The sequence below is a fragment of the Streptomyces sp. NPDC002602 genome, assembly GCF_042889445.1.
In the GTDB taxonomy this organism is placed as follows: domain Bacteria; phylum Actinomycetota; class Actinomycetes; order Streptomycetales; family Streptomycetaceae; genus Streptomyces.
Genome location: NZ_JBIAQX010000003.1, coordinates 522,997 through 535,189 on the forward strand (window position 1 = coordinate 522,997; position 12,193 = coordinate 535,189).

The window sequence follows — 12,193 nt, forward strand, 5'->3', positions numbered from 1 at the left end:
GGGATTGTCGGTTTCGAAGGCTACGGTCGTCGATTGTGACTTTTCGCCCGACGGCTCGTCCGTTCCATGCCCTGGTCCTGCGAAGGCTCAGGTTCCGCACGTTCCAGGCCCTGCGGCCGCTTCGCTACGAGCGACGCCCGCGCGTGCCGGCCGCCTCATCGGTGGGTGAGCCCAGTTGTGCCGGCACGCCGGTCGGGCCCGTGCCGAAAGGGTATTCACGCAGCTTGCGCCAGACCCCGTCGGAGCCCTGTTCGTAGAGTGCGAAGCCCTCGCACAGCCAGTCGGCGGCGTACCCGGAGAGGGTGGTGAACGCCAGGTCCATCGCCTCCTCGGAGATCCCGTGGGCGACCGTGACGTGCGGGTGGTACGGGAAGGCCAGCTCGCGGTCGATCGGCCCGTCCGGGTCCCGGAGCAGGGCCTGGAGGCGGGTGCAGCCGACGCCGCCCTCGACGAGCCGGACGAAGACGACCGGCGAGAGGGGGCGGAAGGTGCCGGTGCCCGCCAGCCGCATCGCGAAGGCGCGGAACGTCGCCGCGACCTCGGCCAGGTGGGCCCGGATCGCCGGCAGCCGCTCCGCGTCCACCTCCGTGGGCGGCACGAGGGTGACGTGCGTGGGGATGCCGAGCGCGGCGGCGTCCCCGAAGCCGACCCGCAGCTCTTGAAGGCTGCTGCCGTACGGCTCCGGGACCGCGATCGAAACGCCGAGCGTTACGGTCCCCACGTCTGTCTCCTCCGTCTGCTCGTCCGTCTGTCTCGTCCGTCTGTCCCGCGATCGGGTGCTGCCGCTCAGTGTGATGGCAGCACCCCCCGAACCGCCAGGGTCCTCTGCAGGTCAGTGCTTGGCGGGCAGGAACCCGAGGCGGTCGTACGCCTGTGCCAGGGTCTCGGCGGCGACCGCGCGCGCCTTCTCCGCGCCCTTGGCCAGCACGGCGTCCAGGGTCTCGGGGTCGTCCAGGTACTCCTGGGTGCGCTTCTTGAAGGGTGTGACGAAATCGACCATCACGCCGGCCAGGTCGGTCTTCAGCGCACCGTAGCCCTTGCCCTCGTAGCGGGTCTCCAGCTCGGGGATCGTCTCGCCCGTGAGGGTGGAGTAGATCGTGAGCAGGTTGCTGACGCCGGGCTTCTTCTCGGTGTCGAAGCGGATCTCCGCCTCGATGTCGGTGACCGCGCTCTTGATCTTCTTCTCGGTGACCTTGGGCTCGTCGAGGAGGTTGACCAGGCCCTTGGGCGAGGAGGCGGACTTCGACATCTTGATCGCCGGGTCCTGGAGGTCGTAGATCTTCGCGACCTCCTTGACGATGTGCGCGGCGGGCAGCGTGAAGGTCTGGCCGAAGCGCGTGTTGAAGCGCTCGGCCAGGTCGCGGGTCAGCTCGATGTGCTGGCGCTGGTCCTCGCCCACGGGGACGGCGTTGGCCTGGTAGAGCAGGATGTCCGCGACCTGGAGGATCGGGTACGTGAACAGGCCGACGGTGGCGTTGTTCGCGCCCTGCTTGGCGGACTTGTCCTTGAACTGGGTCATCCGGCTCGCCTCGCCGAACCCGGTGATGCAGTTCATGACCCAGCCGAGCTGCGCGTGCTCGGGCACGTGGCTCTGAATGAAGAGCGTGCAGCGCTCGGGGTCCAGGCCGGCCGCGAGCAGTTGGGCGGCGGAGAGCCGGGTGTTCGCGCGCAGCTCCTTGGGATCCTGCGGCATGGTGATCGCGTGCAGGTCGACGACCATGTAGAAGGCGTCGTGCGTCTCCTGGAGGGCGACGTACTGACGAATGGCCCCGAGGTAGTTCCCGAGGTGGAACGAACCGGAGGTGGGCTGGATGCCGGAGAGCGCGCGAGGACGATCAGAAGCCATGGCCCCATTCTCTCAGGTGCGATGGCCGTCTCGGGCCTTGCGCCGGCCGGATCGGGTGTCGGATGAGCGCGGGATCACATCCCGGCCCCGCTCTCGGCGGGCGGTGTCCGGCCGTACCCGCGCGTAGCCGGCCGGCCGGATCCCGCCTTGAACGAGCGACCGCTTTCCGGCCGGCCGCGAACGGAGAACCCCGGCGCCGCCCCGGCCCTCGGGGACCGGGGCGGCGACCGCGGCCCCCGGGGTCGGCCGGGAACGTCGTCGGCGCCGGATCGGCCCCGGTCAGGACAGGGGCAGGCCCGGGGCCGGGTGGGCCGACATGAGGTCGGTGACCTCGGCGCGGATCACCGACAGGGCCGCCTCGTCGGACGCGGCCGCGGCGTCGACCGCGCGGGAGATCCAGTGCGCCACCACCGGCATGTGGTCCACCGTCAGGCCCCGCGAGGTCAGCGACGGCGTACCGATCCGGATGCCCGAGGGGTCGAACGGCTTGCGCGGGTCGAACGGGACCGTGTTGTGGTTGACGACGATGCCCGCCCGGTCCAGCGCCTTGGCCGCGATCTTGCCCGGGACCCCGCGCGAGGTCAGGTCCATCAGGATCAGGTGGTTGTCCGTGCCGCCCGACACCAGGTCGAAGCCCCGCTCCAGCAGGGCCGCCGCCAGCGCCTTGGCGTTCGCGACGACCGCGTGGGCGTAGGTGACGAACGCCGGCTGCGCCGCCTCGTGCAGCGCGACCGCGATGCCGGCCGTCGTCTGGTTGTGCGGGCCGCCCTGGAGGCCGGGGAAGACCGCCTTGTCGATGGCCTTCGCGTGCTCCTCGCGGCACATCAGCATCGCGCCGCGCGGACCGCGCAGGGTCTTGTGGGTGGTCGTGGAGATCACGTCCACGTGCCCGGCCGGCGACGGGTGCGCGCCGCCCGCGATCAGGCCGGCGATGTGGGCGACGTCGGCGACGAGGACCGAGCCCGCCTCCTTGGCGATCGACGCGAAGGCCTCGAAGTCGATCGTGCGGGGCAGGGCCGTGCCACCACAGAACATGATCTTCGGGCGCTCGGCCAGGGCCAGGTCGCGCACCGCGTCGTAGTCGATCAGGCCGGTGTCGGCGGTGACGCCGTACTGCACGCCCCGGAACCAGGAGCCGGTCGCGGACACGCCCCAGCCGTGCGTGAGGTGGCCGCCCATCGGCAGGGCCATGCCCATGACGGTGTCGCCCGGCTTGGCGAAGGCGAGGTACACGGCGAGGTTGGCCGGGGAGCCGGAGTACGGCTGCACGTTCGCGTGGTCGACGCCGAACAGGCCCTTCGCCCGCTCGACGGCCAGGGCCTCGACGCGGTCGATGTTCTGCTGGCCCTCGTAGTAGCGGCGGCCCGGGTAGCCCTCGCTGTACTTGTTCTGCAGGACGGTGCCGGAGGCTTCCAGCACGGCGGCGGACACGTAGTTCTCGCTGGGGATCAGGCGCAGGGTCTCGGCCTGCAGTGCCTCTTCCGCCTCCACGAAGGACGCCAACTCGGGGTCGGTCGCGAAAAGGGCGGGATGGCGGCGCGCGGTCATGGCGGCTCCTCCGGGGTCGATGTCGTCTCTCGTCCCCGCGAGGCCCAGGCGAGCGGCCCTGTGTGCGGTCGTGCGCGCACGACTTCCCCGGAGTCCGTTCTCCGTGCGCCAGTCGCCGTGCGTGGGGCCCACCTTAGCGGGCGCGCCACGAGAAAGGTTTCTCCGTCCGCCGTACGAGCGAGGATGGACAGTGACGCCACCCTCGTCACAGGCCTGACGGACGATCGGAGACCCCGTGTCGAATACTGCTGATGCCATCCGCTCCGCCGACGCGCACAGCGCGCACAACTACCACCCCCTGCCCGTCGTCGTCGCGTCGGCGGAGGGCGCGTGGATGACCGATGTGGAGGGCCGCAGGTATCTCGACATGCTCGCCGGATACTCCGCCCTCAACTTCGGTCACGGCAACCGGCGTCTGATCGACGCCGCACGCGCCCAGTTGGAGCGGGTCACGCTCACCTCCCGCGCCTTCCACCACGACCGCTTCGCGGACTTCTGTACCGAACTCGCCGCGCTGTGCGGCAAGGAGATGGTGCTGCCGATGAACACGGGCGCGGAGGCCGTGGAGACGGCGGTGAAGACCGCCCGCAAGTGGGGGTACCAGGTCAAGGGCGTCCCGGACGGCCACGCGAAGATCGTGGTCGCGGCCGACAACTTCCACGGCCGGACCACGACCATCGTGTCGTTCTCCACGGACCACGACGCCCGCGACCACTTCGGCCCCTACACGCCGGGCTTCGAGATCGTCCCGTACGGCGATCTCACCGCGCTCTCCCACGCCGTCACGGAGAACACCGTGGCCGTGCTCCTGGAGCCGATCCAGGGCGAGGCGGGGGTCCTCGTGCCGCCCGCCGGCTACTTCCAGGGCGTCCGGGAGCTCACCCGCGAGCGAAACGTCCTCTTCCTCGCGGACGAGATCCAGTCGGGCCTGGGCCGCACCGGCAGGACCTTCGCCCTGGAGCACGAGGGGGTCGTCCCCGACATGTACATCCTGGGCAAGGCGCTCGGCGGCGGGGTCGTGCCCGTCTCCGCGGTGGTCGCCGACCGGGACGTGCTCGGCGTGTTCCGGCCGGGCGAGCACGGGTCCACCTTCGGCGGGAACCCGCTCGCCTGCGCGGTCGCCCTGGAGGTCATCGCGATGCTCCGCTCCGGCGAGTACCAGCAGCGGGCCGCCGAGCTCGGCGACCACCTGCACCACGAGCTGAACCTGCTGGTCGGCGGGGGCGCGGTGACCGCCGTACGGGGTCGCGGCCTGTGGGCGGGCGTCGACATCGACCCGTCGCGCGGCACCGGCCGGGAGATCTCCGAGAAGCTGATGGGGCTCGGGGTGCTGGTGAAGGACACCCACGGATCCACGATCCGGATCGCCCCGCCGCTGGTGATCACCAAGGAGGACCTGGACTGGGGCCTGGACCGGCTGCGGTCGGTGCTGTCGGCCTGACGGGCCCCGCCGGCCTAGAGGATGACGTGGGGCAGGAAACGGGCGTACTCGTCCGTGACCGGCCCCGCCGATTCCCGGATGCCCAGCCCCGCGGCCTCCTCCTCGACGACCCACGCGCCGAGCACCACCCGGTTGCCGTCGAAGTCGGGCAGCGGGGCCAGGGCCTGGAAGACGTACGACTCGTCGTCCACCGGGGTGAACGGCTCCCCGTCCTCCCCCGCCTCGTGCAGGGTCACCCCGGCGCCCTCGCGGCCCAGCAGGGGCTTGGCGACGTAGCCGGTGGTGTCCGCGAGCTCGCGCGGGCCGTCGAGGTAGGCGGGCAGCAGGTTCGGGTGTTCGGGGAACAGCTCCCACAGGACCGCCAGCAGCGCCTTGTTGGAGAGCAGCATCTTCCACAACGGCTCGATCCAGGCCGTGGTGCCGGAGCCGCCGCCGTGGTCGTACGTGCCCAGCACCTGGGGCCCGAACTCGTCGGTGGCCAGCCACTCCCACGGGTAGAGCTTGAAGATGCCGCGGATGAAGCGGAGCTTCTCGTCGACGAACCGGCCGGAGAGGCTGTCCCAGCCGATCTGCTCGACGGACATGGCGACGGTGTCCAGGCCGGCCTGCTCCGCGGTCTCCTGGAGGTAGGCGACCGTCATCAGGTCCTCGCCGAGCTCGTCGGTCTCGGAGTGCGCGAAGTGCACCGGACCGGCCGGCAGCAGCTCGGCCTGCCGGCGCCAGGCGTCGACGAGCCGCTCGTGGAGGGAGTTCCACTGGTCGGCGCCGGGGAACCGCTCCTCCATCCAGAACCACTGCGGGCTCGCCGCCTCCACCAGGGAGGTGGGGGTGTCGGCGTTGTACTCCAGCATCTTGGCCGGGCCGCCGGAGCCGTCGTAGCGCAGGTCGAAGCGGCCGTAGAGGGAGGGCTGCTCGTCGCGCCGGCGCCAGGACTCGGCGATCCGGGCGGCCAGTTTCGAGTCGGTGATGCCGAGGTCGGCGAAGCGGTCGTGCTCGACGATGTGGGCCGCCGCCGCGAGGCACATGGCGTGCAGTTCCTCGACGACGTTCTCCAGCGCCTCGACCTCCGGGAGGGAGAACGAGTAGTACGCGCTCTCGTCCCAGTACGGGCGCAGGCTGTCGTCCGGGTACCGGGTCAGGGGGTAGATCAGCCCCTGCTCCTCGACGGTCCGCTGCCAGTTCGGGCGTGGCTCGATCGTGTGCCGCTCCACCCGGGATCAGCCGCCGCTGGAGCCGGAGTGGCTCTTGCCGATGCCGCCGCGGGTGACGGCGGACTTGTCGAAGCTGCCGTCCTTGACCTTGCCGTTGGCGACGCTGCCGCCGTAGTAGTACGCGCCGGTGCCGCCGCTCTTGCATTCCTTGTTGTTCAGGTGGTTCAGCGTGGAGCGGGACGCGCACCGCTTGTCGGGCTCGTCGCTGCTGCCGCAGGCGACGAGGGTCGCGGCGAGCAGGCCCATGCCGCCGAGCGCGACGGCGCCCGAGCGCATCCGGCGCCGATTGGTGCTGCTGGTGTCCATGTGAGTTCGCTCCCCCTGGGTGGCGTGCTCCCGACAGACTAGAGCGGGGTGACCGAGGGATGGAATCCAGCCGTCGTCACACCCTTGTCACGACGGTGACCTAGAGTCGGTTCGTGCTTGTTGGGATGATTTGCGCACTCGGTGCGGCGGTCTGTTTCGGTACGGCCTCGGTCCTCCAGGCCATGGCGGCGCGGGCGGCGGAGCCGGGAACCGGGTCCGGCGTGGACGCCGCACTCCTGCTGCGGGCCCTGCGCCAGTGGCGGTACCTGGCGGGGCTCGGCCTCGACGGGATCGGTTTCGTCCTCCAGATCATCGCCCTGCGGCACATCCCGATCTACGCGGTGGGGGCCGCACTGGCGGCCAGCCTCGCGGTGACGGCGGTGGTCGCGGCCCGACTGCTCCACGTACGGCTGAACCGGATGGAGTGGGCGGCCGTCGCGGTGGTGTGCGCGGGGCTGCTGATGCTGGGACTCGCCTCCGGGGAGGAGGGCTCCGGAACCGGTCCGCCCGCCCTGGAGTGGGGGTTGCTCGCGGTGGCGGTCCTGGTGCTGCTGGTGGGGGCGGCGGCCGGCGGCCTGCCGGACCGCTCCCGGCCGCTGGTGCTCGGCTTCGCGGCCGGAACGGGCTTCGGGGTGGTGGAGGTCGCGGTCCGCCTGATCGACGGATTCTCCTGGTCGGCGCTGACCGACCCGGCCCTCTACGCGCTCCTGTTGGGCGGCGGCGCGGCCTTCCTGCTGCTCACCTCGGCCCTGCAGCGCGGCTCGGTGACGGCCGCCACGGCCGGGATGGTGCTGGGCGAGACGATCGGCCCGGCGGCGGTGGGAGTGGTGTGGCTCGGGGACCGCACCCGCGAGGGGCTCGCCTGGTTGGCGGTGCTCGGCTTCGTGGTGGCCGTGGCCGGTTCGCTGGCCCTGGCCCGCTTCGGCGAACCCCCGGCGGACCCGGCCGACCCCGGGGACCCGGCGGACCCGGCCGGGCCGGTGGCCGATCCGGTTCCCTGACCCGCGCCCGCTACGGGAGGGTCGCCTCCAACGCCGCCAGCGCCCCCGACCACGCACTCTCCGACGGGGTCCCGTAGCCGAGCACCAACGCGTCCCGCGCCGGCATGGCCGACTCCGGGTGCCGGAAGCGCGACAGGCCCTCCAGGGCCAGGTCGTGCCAGGCCGCCGCCTGGATCAGGGGGCGTTCGGTGCCGGCCGGGAGGTCGAGCACCGCGTGCAGACCCGCCGCGATGCCGGAGACGGTCACCGCCGTCCGCGGGGCCAGGGCCTCCACCAGGGCGTCGCGCCGGCGCCGGTAGCGCAGCCGCATGCTCCGGACGTGCCGGTCGTACGCCCCGGACCGGATGAACTCCGCCAGCGTCAACTGGTCCGGCGTGCCCGACATCCAGTCGGTGTGCCCCTTCGCCGCCAACACCTCGTCCACCAGCCCGGCCGGCACCACCATCCAGCCCGTGCGCAGCCCCGGCGCCAGCGACTTGCTCGCCGTGCCCAGGTACACGACCCGGTCCGGGTCCAGCCCCTGGAGCGCCCCGACGGGCTGGCGGTCGTAGCGGAACTCCCCGTCGTAGTCGTCCTCCAGGATCAGCCCGCCCGTGGTCCTGGCCCAGTCCACGGCCGCCGCCCGCCGCCCCGGGGTCAAGGCGACGCCCGTCGGGAACTGGTGCGCCGGCGTGAGGAGCACCGCCCCCGACGCCGCCGTCAGGTCCTCCGTACGGGCGCCCGCGCCGTCCAGCCACAGGGGGCGGGTCCGCAGCCCCGCCCCGGTGAGCAGGTCCCGGTGCACGTCGAGGCTCCAGCCCTCCACGGCCACCTCGCGGACCCGGCGCGCCCGCAGCACCCGGGCGAGCAGCGTCAGCCCGTGCACGAACCCGGCGCACAGCACGATCCGGTCGGGGTCGGTGTCCACCCCCCGGGCGCGGGCCAGGTAGTCGGCCAGCGCCTCGCGCAGCTCGATCCGGCCGCGCGCGTCCGCCGCGTACCCGAAGGCGTCGTTCGGGGCGGCCGCGAGGGCTTTGCGGGCCGCAGCCGACCAGGCGGTGCGCGGGAAGCCGCCGAGGTCCGGGGAGCCCGGTACGAAGCTGTACGCGGGCCCCCGCCGGGCGGGTGGCCGCACTCGCGCGGCCCGGGCGGGGCGGCGCGGCACGGCACGTGCCGCGACCCGGGTGCCCGAGCCGTGACGGGCGGTCAGCCAGCCCTCGGCGACGAGTTCGCCGTACGCCTCCGCGACCGTGTTGCGGGCGATGCCGAGGTCGACGGCCAGAGACCTGGAGGAAGGCAGGCGGGTTCCCGGGGCGAGCCGACCGCTGCGCGCGGCCTCGCGCAGCGCCTCGGTCAGTCCGGCTCTCAGCCCGCGCCCGGCGGAGAGGTCGAGATGCAGGTCGGCGCCGAAAGTGGCCCAGGATTCCGTCATGAACATGGACCATATCGGCGGGCCGCCGGTCTCCTACGGTTGAGGCATGACGACGACGAACGAAACCCCCGCGTACGCCCCCGAGCACCCCGCCCGCCTGCAGTGGGCCAAGCTGGTCCCCGACGTGTACAAGGCCCTGGTGTCCCTGGAGGTCGCCGCCCGCAAGGGCCTGGACCCGACGCTGGTCGAGCTGGTCAAGGTGCGCGCCTCGCAGATCAACCACTGCGCGTTCTGCCTGGACATGCACACCAAGGACGCGCTGGCCGCCGGCGAGAGTGTCGAGCGCCTGATCCAGCTCGGCGCCTGGGAGGAGTCCCGGCACTTCTACACCGAGCGGGAGCTGGCGGCGATCGAGCTGACCGAGGCGGTGACCGTCCTGACGGACGGGTTCGTGCCGGACGCGGTGTACGGGAAGGCCGCCGAGCTGTTCGACGAGACCGAACTGGCCCAGTTGATCGCCGTGATCACGTCGATCAACGCCTGGAACCGGTTCGGCGTGACCTGCCGCCTCACGCCGGGGCACTACGCCCCGGGCGGGTTCAAGAACTGAGCCCGCCCCGTGCGAACGCCGAAGCGCCCCGGCCTGGTGTGGCCGGGGCGCTTCGCCGTGCGTACGGGTTCGATCAGATCAGGCCGAGCTCGCGCACCGCGTCGCGCTCCTCGACGAGCTCCGCCACGGACGCGTCGATGCGCGCACGGGAGAACTCGTTGATGTCCAGGCCCTGGACGATCTCGTACTTGCCGTCCTTGGTGGTGACGGGGAAGGACGAGATGATGCCCTCCGGGACGCCGTAGGAGCCGTCCGACGGGATGCCCATCGAGGTCCAGTCGCCCGCGGCGGTGCCGTTGACCCAGGTGTGCACGTGGTCGATGGCGGCGTTGGCGGCCGAGGCGGCCGAGGACGCGCCACGCGCCTCGATGATCGCGGCGCCGCGCTTGGCGACGGTCGGGATGAAGGTGTCGGCCAGCCACTGCTCGTCGCTGACGACCTCGGCGGCGTTCTTGCCGGCGATCTCCGCGTGGAAGATGTCGGGGTACTGGGTCGCCGAGTGGTTGCCCCAGATGGTCAGGCGCTTGATGTCGGAGACGGCGGCGCCGGTCTTGGCGGCCAGCTGCGAGATCGCGCGGTTGTGGTCCAGGCGGGTCATCGCGGTGAAGCGCTCGGCCGGTACGTCCGGGGCGGCGGCCTGCGCGATGAGCGCGTTGGTGTTGGCCGGGTTGCCCACGACCAGGACCTTGATGTCGTCCGCGGCGTGCGCGTTGATCGCGGCGCCCTGCGGCTTGAAGATGCCGCCGTTGGCGGAGAGCAGGTCACCGCGCTCCATGCCCTTGGTGCGCGGGCGGGCGCCCACGAGCAGCGCGACGTTCGCACCCTCGAAGCCCTTGTTCGGGTCGTCGAAGATGTCGATGCCGGCGAGCAGCGGGAAGGCGCAGTCGTCAAGCTCCATGGCGGTGCCCTCAGCGGCCTTCATGCCCTGCGGGATCTCCAGGAGGCGGAGCTTGACCGGCACGTCCGCGCCGAGGAGGTGACCGGACGCGATGCGGAAGAGCAGCGCGTAGCCGATCTGTCCGGCGGCGCCGGTGACGGTGACATTCACGGGAGTGCGGGTCATGGCCTTCTCCGTTAGACAGCTGGCGATGGGGCGTCCCTGCCCCCTGTGCTGGGAGGACGCCGCTCCCCGACCCTGTGAATCTTGACGTGAAGAGACATCCGTCGATCAGGCTATCCGACCCGGGGGGCGCCCAACCCCCGGGTCCGTGTGGTGCAGGGCACACGGACCCGGGTGTTCGAAGGCGGCGGCGAGGGCGGGGCCCCCATTCCCCCCGGAAGACCTCGCCGGTGCGGTGGCCTTCCGGTGTGCATTGACGGGGGCTACGGGGGCGAACTAGCGCACGGTGAAGCGGACCACGTCGGTCAGGAAGGGGATCTCCTGCCACGCCTTGGGGGCTGGTACGACCATCGTGAGCAGCGTGATCGACGCCCCCAGCAGCCCGTACGTGACCATGTCCGTGAACCGGGACCGCACGGCGAGCATCCCCACCGACGGCAGTATCCAGCGCATGACCGCCCCCGCGATCAGCGCGGCCCCGATGATCAGGCACCCGATGCGCGGGTACCCGATCGCCGTGGTGAGCAGCCCGATCGCGGTGGCGGCCAGCACGCTGAGCATCGGCCACTGACGCGCCGGTGCGGGCGCGCCCCCGGGCGCGGCCCGGCCGCCGCCCTCGGGGCGGGCGGTGTCCCGGGTGACGGAGGGGAAGCGACGGGATTTCGCCCCCGCCTCCTCCGGCCCCTCGCCGTCGACCTCGTCCGCGTCGTTCTCTTCGCTCTCGTCACCCGCGGCGTCCGCCTCGACCGGCTCGTCCGCCTCGACCGGCTCGTCCGCCTCGACCGGCTGGGCTGGCTCGACCGGCTGGGCCACATCGCCCACGTCGGCCGCCTCGCCCGCCTCGCTCTCGACGGGGAGTGGCCGCGGCTGCCGGCCCTTCGTCGGCTCGACGGCGCCCTCGGACGCCCTCGGCGCCGGAGCTTCCGCCGGTTCCGCCGGTTCCGTGTCTCGCTCAGCCCGCACTGGTCGTCCGTTCCGCCGCCTCGACGACGTTGACGAGCAACTGGGCGCGGGTCATCGGGCCGACACCGCCCGGGTTCGGCGAGATCCAGCCGGCCACCTCGGCGACACCGGGGTGCACGTCGCCGACGATCTTCCCGTTCTCGTCGCGGCTCACGCCGACGTCGAGGACGGCCGCGCCCGGCTTCACGTCCTCCGGCTTGACCAGGTGCGGGACACCGGCCGCCGCGACGACGATGTCGGCCTGGCGCAGCAGCCCGGACAGGTCGCGCGTGCCGGTGTGGCACAGGGTCACGGTCGCGTTCTCGGACTTGCGGGTCAGGAGCAGGCCGATCGAGCGGCCCACGGTGATGCCGCGGCCCAGGACCACGACGTGCGCGCCGTTGATCTCGACGCCGTGGTGGCGGAGCAGTTCGACGATCCCGTACGGGGTGCAGGGCAGCGGGCCCGGCTCGTTCAGCACCAGCCGGCCGAGCGACATGGGGTGCAGGCCGTCGGCGTCCTTGGTCGGGTCCATCAGTTCGAGGACGCGGTTGGTGTCGATGCCCTTGGGGAGCGGGAGTTGGACGATGTAGCCGGTGCACTCGGGGTTGGCGTTGAGCTCCCGCACGACCTCCTCGATGTCCTCCTGGGAGGCCGTCGCGGGCAGTTCGCGCTGGATGGAGGCGATGCCGACCTCGGCGCAGTCCTTGTGCTTGCCGTTGACGTACCAGCGGCTGCCCGGATCGTCACCGACCAGCAGGGTGCCGAGGCCGGGGGTGATGCCCCGGGCCTTCAGCGCCGCCACGCGGGCGGTCAGTTCGGACTTGATCGCGGCTGCGGTGGCCTTGCCATCGAGAATCTGGGCGGTCATGCCCCC

The 12,193-nt window shown here is 72.1% G+C and carries 12 protein-coding genes; 3 read left to right on the forward strand and 9 right to left on the reverse strand.

What is annotated here, in order from left to right; all coding sequences use genetic code 11:
• Nucleotides 1-124: 124 nt before the first annotated feature.
• The 3 genes from ACFYW3_RS11730 to glyA all read right to left on the reverse strand — a co-directional run bounded on the left by ACFYW3_RS11730 (nt 125) and on the right by glyA (nt 3,394).
• Nucleotides 125-721: a 2'-5' RNA ligase family protein gene (locus tag ACFYW3_RS11730; RefSeq protein WP_351755393.1), complete on the reverse strand. Its 597-nt coding sequence runs from the start codon at nt 719-721 to the stop codon at nt 125-127.
• A gap of 111 nt (nt 722-832) precedes the next feature.
• Complete coding sequence (gene trpS / locus ACFYW3_RS11735; RefSeq protein WP_351755390.1) at nt 833-1,846, reverse strand: tryptophan--tRNA ligase; 1,014 nt, start codon at nt 1,844-1,846, stop codon at nt 833-835.
• A gap of 279 nt (nt 1,847-2,125) precedes the next feature.
• A complete protein-coding gene (gene glyA / locus ACFYW3_RS11740; RefSeq protein WP_351755388.1) occupies nt 2,126-3,394 on the reverse strand; it encodes a serine hydroxymethyltransferase in 1,269 nt (422 codons plus the stop codon).
• A gap of 235 nt (nt 3,395-3,629) precedes the next feature.
• On the opposite strand from glyA, the gene rocD reads away from it, so the two are divergent.
• On the forward strand, nt 3,630-4,835 hold the full coding sequence (gene rocD, locus ACFYW3_RS11745; protein WP_351755385.1) for an ornithine--oxo-acid transaminase: 1,206 nt from the start codon (nt 3,630-3,632) through the stop codon (nt 4,833-4,835).
• A gap of 14 nt (nt 4,836-4,849) precedes the next feature.
• Here rocD and ACFYW3_RS11750 read toward each other — a convergent pair whose 3' ends face one another.
• Both ACFYW3_RS11750 and ACFYW3_RS11755 read right to left on the reverse strand, forming a co-directional pair.
• The gene (locus tag ACFYW3_RS11750) at nt 4,850-6,046 is read right to left on the reverse strand and encodes a glutathionylspermidine synthase family protein (protein WP_389386160.1); all 1,197 of its coding nucleotides are present in this window, start codon (nt 6,044-6,046) and stop codon (nt 4,850-4,852) included.
• Nucleotides 6,047-6,052: 6 nt separating this feature from the next.
• Entirely contained in the window at nt 6,053-6,352 is a 300-nt protein-coding gene (locus ACFYW3_RS11755) for a hypothetical protein (RefSeq protein ID WP_351379976.1), read from the reverse strand.
• Between the two features lie 125 nt (nt 6,353-6,477).
• On the opposite strand from ACFYW3_RS11755, the gene ACFYW3_RS11760 reads away from it, so the two are divergent.
• Entirely contained in the window at nt 6,478-7,353 is an 876-nt protein-coding gene (locus ACFYW3_RS11760) for a hypothetical protein (RefSeq protein ID WP_389386268.1), read from the forward strand.
• A gap of 10 nt (nt 7,354-7,363) precedes the next feature.
• On the opposite strand, the gene ACFYW3_RS11765 is transcribed toward ACFYW3_RS11760, so the two are convergent.
• Nucleotides 7,364-8,764, reverse strand: coding sequence for a PLP-dependent aminotransferase family protein (locus ACFYW3_RS11765; RefSeq protein WP_389386161.1), 1,401 nt, complete (start codon nt 8,762-8,764; stop codon nt 7,364-7,366).
• Between the two features lie 46 nt (nt 8,765-8,810).
• On the opposite strand from ACFYW3_RS11765, the gene ACFYW3_RS11770 reads away from it, so the two are divergent.
• On the forward strand, nt 8,811-9,314 hold the full coding sequence (locus tag ACFYW3_RS11770; protein WP_351755376.1) for a carboxymuconolactone decarboxylase family protein: 504 nt from the start codon (nt 8,811-8,813) through the stop codon (nt 9,312-9,314).
• 73 nt (nt 9,315-9,387) lie between these two features.
• Here ACFYW3_RS11770 and ACFYW3_RS11775 read toward each other — a convergent pair whose 3' ends face one another.
• The 3 genes from ACFYW3_RS11775 to ACFYW3_RS11785 all read right to left on the reverse strand — a co-directional run bounded on the left by ACFYW3_RS11775 (nt 9,388) and on the right by ACFYW3_RS11785 (nt 12,187).
• A complete protein-coding gene (locus ACFYW3_RS11775) occupies nt 9,388-10,377 on the reverse strand; it encodes a malate dehydrogenase (RefSeq protein WP_053682796.1) in 990 nt (329 codons plus the stop codon).
• A 273-nt stretch (nt 10,378-10,650) separates the two neighbouring features.
• The gene (locus tag ACFYW3_RS11780; protein WP_389386162.1) at nt 10,651-11,337 is read right to left on the reverse strand and encodes a DUF3017 domain-containing protein; all 687 of its coding nucleotides are present in this window, start codon (nt 11,335-11,337) and stop codon (nt 10,651-10,653) included.
• Nucleotides 11,327-12,187, reverse strand: coding sequence for a bifunctional methylenetetrahydrofolate dehydrogenase/methenyltetrahydrofolate cyclohydrolase (locus ACFYW3_RS11785; RefSeq protein ID WP_053682794.1), 861 nt, complete (start codon nt 12,185-12,187; stop codon nt 11,327-11,329). Before ACFYW3_RS11785 ends, ACFYW3_RS11780 begins: the two co-directional genes overlap by 11 nt.
• Nucleotides 12,188-12,193 lie beyond the last annotated feature (6 nt).

What these genes read in the sequence shown, in the direction of transcription:
- trpS (WP_351755390.1), bottom strand. Translation starts at nt 1,846, where the DNA reads ATGGCTTCTGATCGTCCTCGCGCGCTCTCCGGCATCCAGCCCACCTCC.
- glyA (WP_351755388.1), bottom strand. Translation starts at nt 3,394, where the DNA reads ATGACCGCGCGCCGCCATCCCGCCCTTTTCGCGACCGACCCCGAGTTG.
- ACFYW3_RS11755 (WP_351379976.1), bottom strand. Translation starts at nt 6,352, where the DNA reads ATGGACACCAGCAGCACCAATCGGCGCCGGATGCGCTCGGGCGCCGTC.
- ACFYW3_RS11760 (WP_389386268.1), top strand. Translation starts at nt 6,478, where the DNA reads ATGATTTGCGCACTCGGTGCGGCGGTCTGTTTCGGTACGGCCTCGGTC.
- ACFYW3_RS11765 (WP_389386161.1), bottom strand. Translation starts at nt 8,764, where the DNA reads ATGACGGAATCCTGGGCCACTTTCGGCGCCGACCTGCATCTCGACCTC.
- ACFYW3_RS11770 (WP_351755376.1), top strand. Translation starts at nt 8,811, where the DNA reads ATGACGACGACGAACGAAACCCCCGCGTACGCCCCCGAGCACCCCGCC.
- ACFYW3_RS11775 (WP_053682796.1), bottom strand. Translation starts at nt 10,377, where the DNA reads ATGACCCGCACTCCCGTGAATGTCACCGTCACCGGCGCCGCCGGACAG.
- ACFYW3_RS11785 (WP_053682794.1), bottom strand. Translation starts at nt 12,187, where the DNA reads ATGACCGCCCAGATTCTCGATGGCAAGGCCACCGCAGCCGCGATCAAG.